This is a genomic window from Oceanobacillus jordanicus (assembly GCF_022095695.1).
Lineage (GTDB): Bacteria > Bacillota > Bacilli > Bacillales > Amphibacillaceae > Oceanobacillus_B > Oceanobacillus_B jordanicus.
This window is the reverse complement of sequence record NZ_JAIFZM010000004.1, coordinates 119,307-134,183: the sequence shown is the minus strand read 5'-3', so window position 1 is coordinate 134,183 and position 14,877 is coordinate 119,307. Positions and strand designations below refer to the sequence as shown.

The following is a 14,877-nucleotide window of genomic DNA, read 5'->3' as shown; positions in this document are numbered from 1 at the left end:
GCTATTTTACACTATTTTTAGCTTACTGTCTTTTCGGGGAGTTTGCCAGCAACTGTTGGATGGCTCTAGACATAATAGTAGGTAAAGAATTAAAGCTATAATTCAGCTCTAGTCTTTCAGTCCATTGGTGGGGGTCTTTTCCCAATGGTCCAATATTCAGAATTGGCATTTTTAATTGCTCCATCATTTCCTCGGGAAAGACAAAACCATTATGCTGAAGTGGCATGTTTTCTGTAAGCTGTTTTATTTTGCTATTAGAGGTAACAGGACCTATAAAGCTTAAGTCGGATAAACCAGTGAAAAATTCAGAATTAACTAAATCAATACTATAATTTTCTTTTGTAAACTTTTTTATATCTTCCATAACATCTTGTATATACGGGTCATGGTGTGAAGATACAGCAGGATAAAATGGCGGACTGTAGAACAACACGATCATGGGAGCTAAGTCATTACACATGGCTGCTAACTCCTGAACTAATAACGTGGAAAAGTCACGGTCTCCCTGTTCCCGTTGGCTTCCTAACAGGTTTTGCCGGCGATTTATTTCTTCTTGGCCATACCTATTAACCGCCTCTTTATATAACTCCTCATACATATATACACTTACTTTTGAAGCGGGCATGGTAAAATCCTTTGCTACTGTTGCAAAATGCTCAGCTTTCTTTTTTACATATGCTTCAATTTGCTTTACAGCTTGATTCGCACTAACCAGAAGCTTTCTGTTTAATTCTTCAAAGCTTTGTTTTAAATAAAGAACGTTATACATTACGATAGCAGCTTGAGGGGTCTGTACAGAATATTCCGCTTTTAAATCCCGATGCATTAAACTCACAGGCGGTGGCGTGATCTCATCTTCTATCTGCTCAATAAATGCCTCGTTTAATTCCATCTGCTGTGATAGAAAACTAATCATTAGATTGGGGTTAATCCCTGCAAATGGCTCCCCAACATGTGATTCTTTCCCATAACAATAAAATCCAGGAAGCACTTTTCCAATTGATCCAGTGTATACATAATGAGCAGGATCTCCAGGGTATTTGCTAAACATCGGCTCACTATTTAAACAAGCAATATATTCTATTTCTTCGGTTTCTTTTAAGTGATTTAACACGGGAAGAGCTGTAAGCATACCACTAGAATTCACTTCCTCATCGGGTACAGAAAGTAGCAACACGTTCCCATCAAACTCCCCTTCAATAGCTCGTTCTAGCATTGCTAGTTGAAGTGTTAATCCTGCCTTCATATCCATTGTGCCTCTCCCAAACAACCAATCCCCCGCTTCTAAATCCTTTCTAACATTCTCAGGGAGTTGATCCTTTGATTGGAAGAGTTCCTTTGTCAGTTCCTTTGGATGAAAGGCTAAATTTCTGAGTGAGCCATAATCTTCAACACCAACCACGTCAAAGTGGCTCAGCAGGATAACTGTGTCTTTTTTCTTTTGCTTTCCTTTCACTAGTGCTGTTAACAGTCTCCTTCCATCTTCTAATGGATGGAGATTCAAAGAAGACGCGTTCTTTTGAAAGTATTCCTTTTGGGATAGGATGTGATAAAGGTATTCCGCAATTGCAATCTCAGCAGTTGAACCAGTTATACTTTGATATTGTACTATGGAGCAAAGTAGATCCGTTAACTCTTCTTTCGTTTGCCACTTTTTCAATTTAAATCCCCCTGTCTAAATTGACTTTTGCCCTAAAATAAAACACAATTAAATATAGAGGTGAAACTATTGCAAACAAAAATTATTGCGCATCGTGGTGCAAGTAAATACGCACCGGAAAACACGATGCCAGCCTTTGAACTAGCGCTTGAGTTTGGCGCTGATGGGATCGAAACAGATGTTCAGTTAACAAAGGATAAAGTACCAGTATTAATTCATGATGAAAACGTAAAGCGGACCTCCGATGGAAAAGGCTACGTTAAGGACTTAACCTATGAACAATTAACCAATCTCGATATGGGTTCTTGGTTCTCCACTAAATTCATTGGAACAAAGATTGTTTCATTAGAAAATTTCCTACAATGGGTCCAAGACAAACCGTTACATTTAAATATTGAACTAAAAAATAATAAAATAGATTATAAGGACTTAGAAAAGATTGTACTAGATTTATTAACCAACTATCAGTTATTAAATCGTACCACATTATCTACCTTTAATCCAAAGAGCGTAAAGAGGTTGTATGAGCTTACTAATAAGGTCGATATTGCTTTTTTAAATTCAAAGCGAATGAAATATTTTACTAAGTATGCCAAAAATCTCGGCGCTTCCTCTATCCATATCAAGTATCGCTTGCTAAATTCTCAATTAATGGAGAAAAGCAGACAGCATCACCTGAATGTTCGTGTTTATACCGTGAACAAACCGTCACACTTAATACGCTGTTTCAACCAGGAATGCGATGCGATTTTTACTGATGTGCCAGATATCGCTAAGGATTATCGTAGATTATTCACCTGATCTTTTATAACGGGAGGAAGAAAACATGGCTAAACTATTTTCACCAATTAACTTTAAAAACGTAACCTTAAAAAACAGAATTGTAATGGCACCAATGTGTATGTACTCCTGTAACCAAGAAGATGGCAAGGTTACTCCTTTCCATGTAACACATTATACTTCACGGGCTGTTGGCCAGGTTGGATTAATCATGCTTGAAGCAACAGCTGTTCAACCGGAAGGTCGCATTTCTTCTCAGGACCTAGGTATTTGGGATGATGATCATGTAGAAGGCCTTACAGATTTAAACCGTCAGATTCATCATTATGGTTCCAAAACAGCTATACAGTTGGCGCATGCTGGTAGAAAAGCACAATTAGATTCCAACATCTTTGCTCCCTCTGCCCTAGCCTTCAACGATTCCTATAAAACACCTCAACAAATGACTGTAGAAGATATCAAGGAAACGATCGAAGCGTTTAAAGCTGCAAGCAAAAGAGCAAAACAGGCAAACTTTGACATTATAGAACTACACGCAGCTCATGGTTATTTAATTAATCAATTTCTTTCTCCATTAACAAATATCCGTGGAGATTCCTATGGAGGTAGTAGAGAAAATCGCTACCGTTTACTCGAGGAAATTATTTCAGCAGTAAAACAGGCGTGGGATGGTCCGTTGTTTGTACGAATATCTACCGATGAATACGCAGAGGGCGGAAACAGTCTGGAGGATTTTGTCTATTTTTCTCGTAGAATGCGTGAACAAGGAATTGAGTTGATTGATTGTAGCTCTGGTGGTGTTGTGCCAGCTTCTATCTCTGTCTATCCAGGCTATCAGCTTCCACGCTGTGAGACGATCAGAAAAGAAGCAAACATTTCCACAGGTGCTGTAGGCCTCATTACTACAGGCGTGCAGGCTGAGGAAATTATACAGAATGAACGCGCCGATCTAATCTTCCTGGCAAGAGCATTGTTGAGAGATCCGTATTGGCCAAGAACGGCTGCTACTGAATTAAACGAAAAACTATCTGCCCCTAAACAATATGAGCGTGGCTGGTAAATCATGGAGGAATAACTTATGAAACTCGTTTTTCTTGGGACTGGCGCAGGTGTTCCCTCAAAGGAACGGAATGTAACGTCCATAGCCTTAACTCTCTTACAAGAGCAAAACAGTGTTTGGCTATTTGATTGCGGTGAAGCAACCCAACATCAAATACTAAACACCTCGATTAAGCCTAGAAAGATTAATAAAATTTTTATTACCCATCTACATGGCGACCACGTATTTGGTTTACCAGGATTTTTAAGCAGTAGATCTTTTCAAGGAGGCGAAGAAAAAGTCACTTTATACGGACCAGAGGGGTTAAAGGATTTTGTTACTACTTCTTTAAAGGTCAGTGGAACCCATTTACGTTACCCTATCGAAATTCAGGAAATTGCTGAAGGTAAAATCTATGAAGACGATCAGTTCACCGTGTTTGCCAAACAGCTCGATCACGGTATAAGCAGTTATGGTTATCGTATTGTAGAAAAGGACCGACCAGGAGAACTTCTTGTTGATCGGCTAAAAGCACATGGCGTTCACCCTGGTCCCATCTATAGCCAAATAAAAGAGAACCCCTTTGTGGATATCGCTGACGGACGGCGGCTTGTAAGTGAAGATTTTATTGGGCCAAACAAACCTGGAAGAGTTTTAGCTATACTTGGAGATACTCGTGCCCTGGCAACACACCATGAATTTATAAAAGGAGCTAATGTCCTTGTGCATGAAGCTACCTTTGATAGGGAAAAGGAACAGATGGCATGGGATTATTTTCATTCTACTACTACACAAGCAGCCGAAGCCGCAAAACAAGCGAATGTTAAGAAATTGGTGCTTACACATATTTCTTCTCGTTACCAAGGAGAAGATAACCATCGCTTGCTCCAAGAAGCAAAGCAAATATTTTTCAATACAGAGCTTGCTACGGACTTCTTTAAACTAGACATCACTGCACATTCATAAGGGGGAGATCAACATCACTACAATCAATCAAATCGTAGAAGAACAGCGGGCTTTTTATCAAAATGGAAATACAAGAGACTATCAGACTCGTAGAGCATCATTAGAAAGCTTGAAAAGGATGCTTAAGAAGCATGAAAAAGAGATATATCATGCCTTGCGATCAGATCTAAACAAATCTGAACACGAAGCCTATACTACTGAGATTGGTTTTCTTTACTCGGAAATCGACTTTACTTTAAAAAACTTAATGAATTGGATGGAGCCAACGAAGGTCACTGCTCCTATTACACATAAAGGAACAAAAAACTACATTGTGCACGAGCCTTATGGCGTTAGCTTGATTATTTCGCCATGGAACTACCCACTCCAACTAGCTCTCGCTCCAGCAATTGGTGCTATTGCTGCTGGAAATTGTGTGGTAATAAAACCGTCGGAGCACGCTAAAGCAACTTCCTCCTTATTGGCAAGTATGATAAAACGTACATTTGACCCTTCCTATATTACGGTTATTGAAGGTGAAAAAGAAACGAACCAAGAACTGCTACGCCAGCGTTTTGACTATATTTTCTTTACTGGTAGCACAGAAGTTGGAAGAATTGTGATGAAGCAAGCCAGCACACATCTTACCCCGGTCACACTCGAACTAGGTGGTAAGAGTCCTGCAATAGTAGATAAGGATGCTAATATCAACTTGGCTGCCAAACGTATAGTATGGGGTAAATTTACAAATGCTGGCCAAACTTGTGTAGCTCCAGATTATGTCTATGTGCACGAAAAAGTGAAATTTAAGCTTTTGAAGGCAATGAAAAAATATATTAAGTCTTTTTATGGAAAAGAACCTTTAAATAATCCTGATTATACTAAAATCATTAATGAAAGCCATTTCGATCGAATTTTAGGCTATCTAACAGATGGTACCCTGCTTCATGGGGGCAATGCAGATAAACAATCACTCATGATCGAACCAACGATTCTTGATAAAATTTCATGGGACGACAGTGTTATGCAGGAGGAAATATTCGGACCTGTTTTGCCAGTTCTATCTTTTACAAACGTAGAAGAAGCTGTAGAAATGATTAGTAAGCAGGAAAAGCCACTAGCACTTTATTATTTTGGAGAAAATATTAAGACGCAAGAGCAGGTCATTCAATATCTTTCTTTTGGTGGTGGAAGCATAAATGATACAATCTTTCATTTAGCAAACCCTCATCTTCCATTCGGTGGTGTTGGCAATAGTGGAATGGGTCAGTATCATGGTCAATCTAGCTTTAAGACATTCTCCCACCAAAAAAGTATTCTAAAGCAATCAACTAAATTTGATGTGCCTTTCCGTTATCCTGGAAGCAAACTGGGCAAGGCTGTAATCAAACGAATTATGAAGTAACAAAAATAGCTCCCATTTTTCACCTAGCGAAAAATGGGAGCTATTCTTTTTTATAATCATCAAGAAAATTCTTTTGAAAACTAGTTCTTGGTTGATTTTCCTCTTTAACCGCTTCTAGTTTTTTAAATACATCCTTACCATACTTCTCTGATAATCCATCTATTGCTTCATAAAGCTTTTCTTTTCCTGCCTCTTTTTCATACGTAAACAGGTCTAATTGCTTTGCAATATTCTTTTTTACTTCCACATCTTGAAGCGTTATGCCGAGCAATCTAACAGGCTCTTGATTCCAATGTTTATGGAAAAGTTCTTCTGCTTCATACATAATTTCATCTTTTGCATCAATATACCGATAAAGCTTTTTGCTCCGTGTAATCGTTTTACGATCTTGGTATCTTATCATTAATTGTATACTCTGCCCTGCTGCATTCTTTCTTTTCATTCTTCGCTCCACGTTCTCTGATAGAATCGCAAGTAGCCTTCTTACTTCCTGTTCATCAACTGTATCATAGGGTAAGGTTTGTGAGCTTCCAATGCTTTTAAATTCAAAAATGGCATCTGGGTCAACTGGTCTGTTATCTATTCCATTTGCTCTGTTTTTAAGTCGTTCCCCATTTATACCGAGTAATTGCTTTAATTCATACGTATTATATTTTGCCAGATCACCAATAGTTTTTATTCCTTTTTCTATCAATTTCGTTGCTGTCTTCTCCCCGACACCATACATTTCCCCTATGGGAAGTGGCCAAAGTGTTGAAGCCAGCTCCCTTTTTCTTAAAACCGTTATGCCTAATGGTTTTTTCATATCGGAGGCCATTTTGGCTAGAAATTTATTAGGTGCAATCCCAATACTACAGGGTAAGTCTAATTCATCAAGTACTCTTTTTTGTAATGAATCGGCTATTTGTAATGGCGTAAGATCACTGGTTACATGGGTTATATCCATATACCCTTCATCAATGGAAACAGGCTGAACATCTGGCGTGATCTCTGATAGAATACGGAATAGCGCTTTTGATGCCGCACGGTACCGTTCAAAGTTTGGACGCATCACAATGAGTTCAGGGCAATTCCTTTTTGCCTGCCAAATTGTCATGGTCGTTTTAACACCTTTTGCACGGGCCTCATAACTGCTTGTCACAACAATCCCTTTCCGTTCCTCCGGATTACCCGCAATAGCCAAGGCTTTACCTTTTAAATCAGGGTTGTAAGCAGCTTCCACAGAGGCATAAAAACAGTTCATATCTATATGGAAAATAACCCGTCCTTTGTGAGGATTGTTTGCTGTCAATTTCATACACCCTTTATTATTATCTTTAACAATTATAACACAAGAAAAGCGAAGAGCGCCGAGTCAAAAGAACGCCGGCTAAAAACGACCCGTCCTGGGTCAACACCGGAATAAACCGTCCCTTCGAATGAACCATAGAAAGAGAAACCCTCTTAAGGTTTTACCTCAAAAGGGTTTCTCACAATGGGTATTAAACCCAATTACCGAACGTAAAATGCTGTTCAATCTACCTTTACGCTTCTTTAGCTGCCTCCGCTATAATAGAACCGACAAGCTCTGTAATCTTCACAAGTTCTGCTACTGGGATACGTTCGTTAGTCGTATGAATTTCTTCATACCCCACAGCAAGGTTAACCGTAGGGATACCATGTCCAGCTATTACGTTGGCATCACTTCCACCACCGCTTTGTAATAGCTTACTTTCACGTCCTAATGCCTTTGCTGCACGGCGAGCTACCTCAACGACCTGGTCTCCTACCTTTTGTTTAAACCCTGGATACATAACGTTAATCTGAACATCAGCTGAACCACCAAGTTCCTGTGCTGTTTTTTCGAATGCTTCTTTCATCTTGGCAACTTGTGCTTCCATTTTCTCTGGTACAAGAGATCTCGCCTCAGCAAGGATTTCCACATGATCTACGACAATATTAGTCTGCTTGCCACCTTCAAAGCGACCAATATTAGCTGTAGTCTCCTCATCAATTCGTCCTAAAGGCATTTTAGCAATAGCCTTTGCTGCTAATGTGATAGCCGAAATTCCTTTTTCAGGCGCTACACCTGCATGAGCTGTTTTTCCTTTTATAACGGCGAAAACCTTCGCTTGGGTTGGGGCTGCGACGATGATATCTCCTACATCTCCATTACTATCAAGTGCATAGCCATACTTCGCAATAATGTGTTCTGGGTTCAATGCTTTTGCACCCACTAGTCCTGATTCTTCACCAACTGTAATAATAAATTGAATATCTCCATGTTCTGTATTGTTCTCTTTAAGTACACGGATTGCCTCTAGCATTGCCGCTAAGCCTGCTTTATCGTCAGCTCCAAGGATTGTTGTTCCATCCGAAACAATATAGTCACCTTCAATGGAAGGCTTAATTCCCTTACCTGGTACTACTGTATCCATATGAGAAGTGAAGTAAATTGGCTCTACACCTGACTTCGTTCCCTTTAAGGTGCAAATAAGATTTCCAGCTCCATGGCCAGTCACTTTTGATGCATCATCTTCCATTACCTCTACGCCAAGGTCTGTAAATTTTTGCTTCAGTACTGCTGCAATTTCTGTTTCATATTTTGTTTCTGAGTCAATTTGGACAAGTTCAAAAAATTCGTTGATCAATCTTTCTTGGTTTACTGTAGTCATAAATTTTAGTCCTCCAATAGTTACTATAATGGCATGTTACCATGTTTTTTTTCTGGTCGCTCCACTTGTTTATTATACATCATTTCCAAAGCTTGAATAAGTTTAATGCGCGTTTTCTCTGGGAAAATCACATCATCGATCATCCCTAAGGCAGCAGCCGTATAAGGATTAGCGTGCTTTTCTCGATAGGCGGCTATCTTCTCTTCTCTAGCTTTTTCTCGGTTTTGGGCTTTCTTTATTTCATCACTGTTTAAAACACTCACAGCACCTTCTGGCCCCATAACAGCAATTTCAGCCTGCGGCCAAGCGTAGACTACATCAGCCCCGAGTGATTTACTATTAAGAGCGACAAATGCACCACCATATGCCTTACGTAAAATAACCGTGATTTTAGGAACGGTTGCTTCTGCATAGGCATAGGCAATTTTTGCTCCATGCCGAATAATTCCCTCATGCTCTTGCTTTACTCCTGGTAAGAAACCAGTTACATCCTCTAACGTAATGAGTGGGATATGAAAGCAATCACAAAAACGTATAAATCGCGCTGCTTTATCACTAGCATCGATGTCCAGTCCACCGGCTTTATACTTCGGCTGGTTACAAACCAATCCAATAGCTATTCCGTGCACCCTAGCAAAACCTACTACAATATTCTTTGCAAATTTGTCATGAATCTCCATAAAGGAATCTGCATCTACTATTTGTTCAACTATTCTCCTTACGTCATAAGCTGTCTTGCTATCAGACGGGACCAATTCGAGTAATCTTGGTCGCTCATGATTTTCTTCATTAATTGGTAATGGCTTCGTTTTTTGCTGGTTTTGCTCAGGTAGAAACAGTAAAAGCTCCTTAACCGCATCCAATGCTTCCCCTTCTGTTGCTTTTGTGAGATGGGCATTTCCACTTTTTTGGCTGTGAATAAAAGAGCCACCCAGTTCCTCGGCCGTAATTTGCTCTCCTGTTACCTCTTGCATCACCTTAGGTCCTGTCACAAACATCTGAGAGGTTTTTTCTACCATGATGACAAAGTCTGTCAAAGCGGGAGAATATACTGCCCCACCCGCACTTGGTCCCATTATGACAGAAATCTGGGGTATAACACCAGAATAAAGTACGTTTCGGTAAAAAATCTGACCATATCCATCTAATGAGGAAACCCCTTCTTGAATACGTGCCCCACCAGAATCAATTAACCCAATAACGGGAAAACGATTTTTACCAGCAAGGTCAAGAATTGTTGCTATCTTTTTCCCATGCATTTCACCTAGTGACCCACCAAACACTGTAAAATCTTGAGCATAAACATATACGGCCTTTCCAGATATCTTACCAAATCCTCCAACAACCCCATCGCCATTTAAAGATTCTAGATAATTGCTTGGCTTTCTTTCTGTTAAAAAAGGCTGGATTTCTATAAAACTACCCGGATCAAGTAAATAGGTGAGACGTTCTCTGGCCGTCCACTTTCCTTTAGAATGTTGCTTAGAAGTTCGCTTTTCTCCACCACCTGTTTCCACAAGTTCCCGTTTGTTAGCTAGCTCTTTTATGTACTTGGATGGACTCATTGTTCTCTACGCCCTTTATACTCGCAGAATTCGACTAATGTTCCATTCGTAGCACTCGGATGGATAAATAAGATTTCACTGTTCCTAGCCCCTTTTTTCACACCCTCATTGACTATTGGCAGATCTTTTGCTTTTAAGTCCATAAATACTTTTTCTATGTCGTTTGTTTCAAAGGCAATATGGTGAAGGCCTTCACCATATTTGTTTAAGTATGAGTGCACAGGAGAATTTGTATGGCTTGGCTCCAATAATTCTATCAAAATATTTTCTGCTTTTAAGTGAACAATTCTAACCCCTTCAGAGAGTAGTTCTTCTTTGCTCACAACTTGTAATCCTAAGACTTCTGTATAAAAGGGCAATGCTCTATCCAGATCTCTTACTGCAATTGCAATATGAGAAATCTTTGGTGGAAGAGACATAGTTCTGTCGTCAGCTGTAGCTTTTGTTCTCGCACAAAAGTCCATAAAAATGTTCTCCCTCCTATTTCTGCTTCTTCCTAAAAATTTTCTCTACCATAAGAAGATTAATATGCTTCAAATTCTTGGAGGATAACTTTATCTTTTGCAACATTTAGTTCTTTTCAACTTTTACTTGTCCAAATCCGGTTTTCACGATAAAATACAAGTAACAGAAGGGTTCAAAGGGGGAAAGAAAATGGCTGCAAAAAAATCAAAGCGTCAAAGAAGGACTACAGTCATCGTGTACATTATGATTATTGCAATGGTACTCTCAACATTAACTGCTGGACTGGCACTGTTTATATAATTAATCGGCAAAAGACTGAAATCAAAATTGATTTCAGTCTTTTTTAATGAAAAAAATAACAAGCAAACGTTTTATAACTTCGCCCTACGCTTTTGCTTTAGATTTTGCTTCTTTTTTATGTTGGATGTCACTCTTTTTAAATTTCTGTTTCAATAATAAGTAGTCTTCTATTTCATGGAGAAGGCGAAACAGATTAGCACGGGTTTCGAATTCCTCACGTGTTTCAGGTAGTTCTTCCTCATCAAACTCTTTTTGTAATTTAGTTAGTTCCTCTAAGTACAATATTGCTGTATTACCTGGATGAACAGCCTTTGATAAGCTTTCAAAGAAAACAGCAACTTTTTCAGAAATGGATATTTTATTTGGTAGTTTTGTTACGAGTGGTAACATCCTTTTCAATAATTCAAATTGTCGCTGTCGCATATAAAAATAATCCTTATATGGGTGCTTGCTACGCAATAGATGATTCTCTTTGTCCCGCTCAACTAGGTCAAAAGCTTCCTCAAGGATCTGTTCTGTTTCGGATATTTCCTTGCCATCCCAATGTATCTCTTTATTACGGATATATAAAGCTACCTCATACAAAATAGTCTGGAAATTACTTTCCACCTTGTTCTGCTTATTTTTTAACTTTTTATCCAAGCTCGGCATATATAAATTTAACAATAGCCCTGTACCGATTCCCACAATGATCAGGACAAACTGATCTGTTAAAAAATTCAAATCTATCCCAGAGGCACTATATAAATTTAAAATAATTACAGAGCTTGTAGCAATTCCCTGCGTGATTTTTAAATAAACAGTCGTCGGTATAAATACCGCTAGCATCAAACCCACTGAAACAGGATGGTAGCCAATGATCTCGAAGAATACTAAAGAAAAAACACTTGCTAGTACACAAGCCAAAAAACGGTTCCAGGCACTTAGAAAAGATTGTTTCCTTGAGGGCTGGATACAAAGAATAGTTAAAATTCCTGCTGAAACAAAATTTGATAAACCAAGAAATTGAGCAATAGATATGGCAAGAGGTGTACCTATTGCCGTTTTTATCGTTCTATAGCCGATCTTCACTTTTATAACTCCTTTAACTCGCAATGCTTTACAGCATATTCGTTTTGTAACGAATGTTCACGTTTCTCTTATGCTTGAAACGTGAAAAAAGAGGCTGACCTAAATAAATAGCGACAGCCTCTTTCTAATATACACTTTTTGCTTATTAAAACAAGCAAAAAATGCGTTAAATTTCTTCACAGTGTTCATCAAATATGGATTGCAATCTGCCAACAACATCCATCGCGCTATGGCCTTCTATATCATGTCTTTCTAACATGGTTACAATCTCCCCATCTTTCAAAAATGCGAAGGAAGGTGATGAAGGAGGATATCCTTCAAAATAGCTTCGTGCTTTTTCTGTAGCTTCCTTGTCCTGACCGGCAAAAACAGTAACTAAATGATCTGGTCGTTTGTCATAATGAACAGAATTAGCTGCAGCTGGGCGAGCTACTCCTCCAGCACATCCACAAACAGAATTCACCATCACAAGGGTCGTCCCTTTACGAGCAACTGCTTGATCTACATCTTCTGGTGTTTTCAGTTCTTCGTATCCTGCTTCCGTTATATCTTCACGTGCTGCATTGACAACATCATTCATAAAAATGTTGAAATCCATACGAAATCCAACCCCTTACGTTAAATTAGTTCTATCAAATCTTGTAAACAGCATACCAAGTTTCACTTGATTTATCAATTTATTAAGATTAACAAAATACTATGCTCGCTGATTTAGTAAATACTCATCGTCTTTTCATTCATATTTTCTAACGTTTTCTTCAGATAGGAGAGGAAATTCCCACAAACTAAACCATCTAATACTCTATGGTCAAGGGATAAAGATAGATTAACCATATCTCTAGCTGCAAACATATTGTCGACAATAACTGGACGCTTCACGATCGATTCTACTTGTAAAATGGCAGCCTGTGGGTGGTTAATGACACCCATTGAACTAATTGACCCAAAAGAACCAGTATTATTGACCGTAAATGTACCACCTTTCATGTCGTCCCCTGTTAATTTACCTTTCCTCGCTTTACCTGCCAGTTCAGTAATATCTTTGGCAATTCCTTTAATACTCTTTTCGTCAGCATTCTTTATTACAGGGACAAATAATTCCTCATCTTTTGCTACGGCAATGGATAGGTTGATTGCCTTTTTCTGTATGATTTTATCTCCAGCCCACATACTGTTTAATTGAGGATATTCTTTCAATGCCTGAGCAACTGCTTTTACAAAGAAAGCAAAGAACGTAAGGCTGAATCCTTCTTTTTTCTTAAAATCATCTTTAATTTGGTTACGATATGTGACCAAATCTGTAACATCTACCTCCACAGTCATCCATGCATGAGGAATCTCCTGTTTAGATCGAACCATGTTTTGCGCAATAGCTTTTCGTACCCCTGTTACTGGGATTTCGATATCTCCTTGTTGCATATCTGAAACAGGTGCGGAAGAAGTAGCTTTTTCTACAACTGGCTCTGCCTGAGCTTGAGATGGCTTAGAAGACACTTCTTGATTACTGCTTGTCGTTTTTGGTTTTCCATTTGACAAGTAGTTTTCAATATCTTTCCGTGTTATTCTACCTTTTTGACCAGAACCAGTAACTTGGTCAAGATCAATATCATTCTCTTGTGCTAGGCGGAGCACTGCAGGAGAATAACGTTTTTTCATAGATTGATCTTGATTCGGTTGCTCTGTAGTTTCTTTTGAAGCCTCAACCGTTTCTTTATTCGTAGGCTGTGTTGCATCGCCTGCACTGTCTTCAGTATCGATGTAGCACATTAAATCACCGACAGCAATGGTTTGCCCTTCTTCGGCAACGAGCTCTTTAATGGTACCAGTGAAAGAAGAAGGTACTTCTGCATTCACTTTATCTGTGAGTACTTCTGCAATTGGATCATATTTATTTACTTTGTCGCCTACTTGAACAAGCCAAGAGCTTATTGTTCCCTCTGTTACACTTTCCCCTAACTGGGGCATGTTTATTTTTTCCGAAGCCATTATTCAATCCTCCTTCAAGTTTAAAATTCCGCAAGTTCTCGCATCGCTTTTTCTACTTTATCCGGGTTCATCATAAAATACTTCTCCATAGTTGGGGCATAAGGCATGGATGGCACATCTGGGCCAGCAAGACGCTTAATTGGTGCATCAAGATCGAATAGACAGTTTTCTGCAACAATTGCTGCTACTTCCCCAATAATACTTCCTTCTTTATTGTCTTCCGTTACAAGAAGTACTTTACCCGTTTTTTGAGCTGCCTCTATTATGGCTTCTTTATCTAATGGATAAACGGTTCGTAAATCTAGAATATGAGCGTCGATTCCTTCCTCTGCAAGTTTTTCAGCAGCTTGTAGAGCGAAATGGACACACAAACCATACGTAATAACAGTGATATCAGAGCCTTCTCGCTTCACATCTGCCTTGCCGATCGGGAGTACATAGTCATCTTCAGGAACCTCGCCTTTAAGTAACCGGTACGCTCTTTTATGCTCTAAGAAAAGGACAGGATCATTGTCCCTAATAGATGCTTTTAACAGTCCTTTTACATCATAAGGTGTAGAGGGCATAACAATCTTTAAACCAGGCTGATTAGCAAAAACCGCTTCAATCGACTGGGAATGATAAAGCGCTCCGTGAACTCCTCCGCCATATGGGGCACGAATAGTCATCGGAACATTCCAATCATTATTTGAACGATAGCGCATTTTCGCAGCTTCTGAGATAATTTGGTTGACGGCAGGCATAATAAAGTCAGCGAATTGCATTTCCGCAACTGGACGCATTCCGTACATCGCTGCCCCAATCCCTACACCTGCTATTGCAGACTCAGCAAGCGGTGTGTCAAGCACGCGCGCTTCTCCAAATTCATCATAAAGTCCATCTGTTGCGCGGAATACGCCGCCTTTTTTCCCTACATCTTCTCCCAAAATAAATACTTTTTCATCTCGTTGCATTTCTTCTTTTAGTGCAGCTGTAACTGCTTGAATATACGACATTACTGGCATGTT

14 protein-coding genes are annotated in these 14,877 nt (G+C 39.2%); 5 read left to right on the top strand and 9 right to left on the bottom strand.

Annotated features, from left to right (window positions below; all coding sequences use genetic code 11):
• Positions 1-22: 22 nt before the first annotated feature.
• Positions 23-1,660: a M20/M25/M40 family metallo-hydrolase gene (locus tag K3T81_RS06435; RefSeq protein WP_238018933.1), complete on the bottom strand. Its 1,638-nt coding sequence runs from the start codon at positions 1,658-1,660 to the stop codon at positions 23-25.
• 69 nt (positions 1,661-1,729) lie between these two features.
• Here K3T81_RS06435 and K3T81_RS06430 point away from each other — a divergent pair, with 69 nt between their 5' ends.
• Genes K3T81_RS06430 through K3T81_RS06415 form a run of 4 tightly spaced genes read left to right on the top strand, consistent with a single transcriptional unit; the run spans position 1,730 to position 5,829 of the window.
• Positions 1,730-2,461, top strand: a complete 732-nt coding sequence (locus tag K3T81_RS06430; RefSeq protein WP_238018930.1) for a glycerophosphodiester phosphodiesterase — start codon at positions 1,730-1,732, stop codon at positions 2,459-2,461.
• Positions 2,462-2,486: 25 nt separating this feature from the next.
• Positions 2,487-3,500 (top strand): NADPH dehydrogenase NamA, encoded by a 1,014-nt coding sequence (namA, locus tag K3T81_RS06425; RefSeq protein ID WP_238018929.1) that lies wholly within the window; start codon positions 2,487-2,489, stop codon positions 3,498-3,500.
• 18 nt (positions 3,501-3,518) lie between these two features.
• Positions 3,519-4,445, top strand: a complete 927-nt coding sequence (gene rnz, locus K3T81_RS06420; RefSeq protein WP_238018927.1) for a ribonuclease Z — start codon at positions 3,519-3,521, stop codon at positions 4,443-4,445.
• 13 nt (positions 4,446-4,458) lie between these two features.
• Complete coding sequence (locus tag K3T81_RS06415) at positions 4,459-5,829, top strand: aldehyde dehydrogenase (protein WP_238019043.1); 1,371 nt, start codon at positions 4,459-4,461, stop codon at positions 5,827-5,829.
• 40 nt (positions 5,830-5,869) lie between these two features.
• Here the strand turns inward: K3T81_RS06415 and K3T81_RS06410 are convergent, their stop codons facing one another.
• From K3T81_RS06410 to mce, 4 genes are all read right to left on the bottom strand, one after another.
• Positions 5,870-7,120 carry a DNA polymerase IV gene (locus tag K3T81_RS06410; RefSeq protein WP_275949820.1) on the bottom strand — a complete coding sequence of 417 codons (1,251 nt, stop codon included), beginning with the start codon at positions 7,118-7,120 and terminating at the stop codon, positions 5,870-5,872.
• Positions 7,121-7,352: 232 nt separating this feature from the next.
• The gene (locus K3T81_RS06405; protein WP_238018925.1) at positions 7,353-8,483 is read right to left on the bottom strand and encodes a M20/M25/M40 family metallo-hydrolase; all 1,131 of its coding nucleotides are present in this window, start codon (positions 8,481-8,483) and stop codon (positions 7,353-7,355) included.
• Between the two features lie 23 nt (positions 8,484-8,506).
• A complete protein-coding gene (locus tag K3T81_RS06400; RefSeq protein ID WP_238018924.1) occupies positions 8,507-10,048 on the bottom strand; it encodes an acyl-CoA carboxylase subunit beta in 1,542 nt (513 codons plus the stop codon).
• On the bottom strand, positions 10,045-10,512 hold the full coding sequence (mce, locus tag K3T81_RS06395) for a methylmalonyl-CoA epimerase (RefSeq protein ID WP_106896881.1): 468 nt from the start codon (positions 10,510-10,512) through the stop codon (positions 10,045-10,047). The genes K3T81_RS06400 and mce overlap by 4 nt, the downstream gene beginning before the upstream one ends.
• Positions 10,513-10,702: 190 nt before the next feature.
• Here mce and prli42 point away from each other — a divergent pair, with 190 nt between their 5' ends.
• Entirely contained in the window at positions 10,703-10,813 is a 111-nt protein-coding gene (gene prli42, locus K3T81_RS06390; RefSeq protein ID WP_106896882.1) for a stressosome-associated protein Prli42, read from the top strand.
• Positions 10,814-10,897: 84 nt separating this feature from the next.
• On the opposite strand, the gene K3T81_RS06385 is transcribed toward prli42, so the two are convergent.
• The 4 genes from K3T81_RS06385 to K3T81_RS06370 form a co-directional block, all read right to left on the bottom strand.
• On the bottom strand, positions 10,898-11,884 hold the full coding sequence (locus tag K3T81_RS06385) for an aromatic acid exporter family protein (protein WP_238018922.1): 987 nt from the start codon (positions 11,882-11,884) through the stop codon (positions 10,898-10,900).
• A 166-nt stretch (positions 11,885-12,050) separates the two neighbouring features.
• Positions 12,051-12,482 (bottom strand): BrxA/BrxB family bacilliredoxin, encoded by a 432-nt coding sequence (locus K3T81_RS06380; protein ID WP_036572699.1) that lies wholly within the window; start codon positions 12,480-12,482, stop codon positions 12,051-12,053.
• A 113-nt stretch (positions 12,483-12,595) separates the two neighbouring features.
• Positions 12,596-13,870 carry a dihydrolipoamide acetyltransferase family protein gene (locus K3T81_RS06375; RefSeq protein ID WP_238018920.1) on the bottom strand — a complete coding sequence of 425 codons (1,275 nt, stop codon included), beginning with the start codon at positions 13,868-13,870 and terminating at the stop codon, positions 12,596-12,598.
• Positions 13,871-13,890: 20 nt separating this feature from the next.
• Complete coding sequence (locus K3T81_RS06370; protein WP_106896886.1) at positions 13,891-14,874, bottom strand: alpha-ketoacid dehydrogenase subunit beta; 984 nt, start codon at positions 14,872-14,874, stop codon at positions 13,891-13,893.
• Positions 14,875-14,877: the final 3 nt, after the last annotated feature.

What these genes read in the sequence shown, in the direction of transcription:
- K3T81_RS06405 (WP_238018925.1), bottom strand. Translation starts at nt 8,483, where the DNA reads ATGACTACAGTAAACCAAGAAAGATTGATCAACGAATTTTTTGAACTT.
- mce (WP_106896881.1), bottom strand. Translation starts at nt 10,512, where the DNA reads ATGGACTTTTGTGCGAGAACAAAAGCTACAGCTGACGACAGAACTATG.
- K3T81_RS06380 (WP_036572699.1), bottom strand. Translation starts at nt 12,482, where the DNA reads ATGGATTTCAACATTTTTATGAATGATGTTGTCAATGCAGCACGTGAA.
- rnz (WP_238018927.1), top strand. Translation starts at nt 3,519, where the DNA reads ATGAAACTCGTTTTTCTTGGGACTGGCGCAGGTGTTCCCTCAAAGGAA.
- namA (WP_238018929.1), top strand. Translation starts at nt 2,487, where the DNA reads ATGGCTAAACTATTTTCACCAATTAACTTTAAAAACGTAACCTTAAAA.
- K3T81_RS06375 (WP_238018920.1), bottom strand. Translation starts at nt 13,870, where the DNA reads ATGGCTTCGGAAAAAATAAACATGCCCCAGTTAGGGGAAAGTGTAACA.
- prli42 (WP_106896882.1), top strand. Translation starts at nt 10,703, where the DNA reads ATGGCTGCAAAAAAATCAAAGCGTCAAAGAAGGACTACAGTCATCGTG.
- K3T81_RS06370 (WP_106896886.1), bottom strand. Translation starts at nt 14,874, where the DNA reads ATGCCAGTAATGTCGTATATTCAAGCAGTTACAGCTGCACTAAAAGAA.
- K3T81_RS06400 (WP_238018924.1), bottom strand. Translation starts at nt 10,048, where the DNA reads ATGAGTCCATCCAAGTACATAAAAGAGCTAGCTAACAAACGGGAACTT.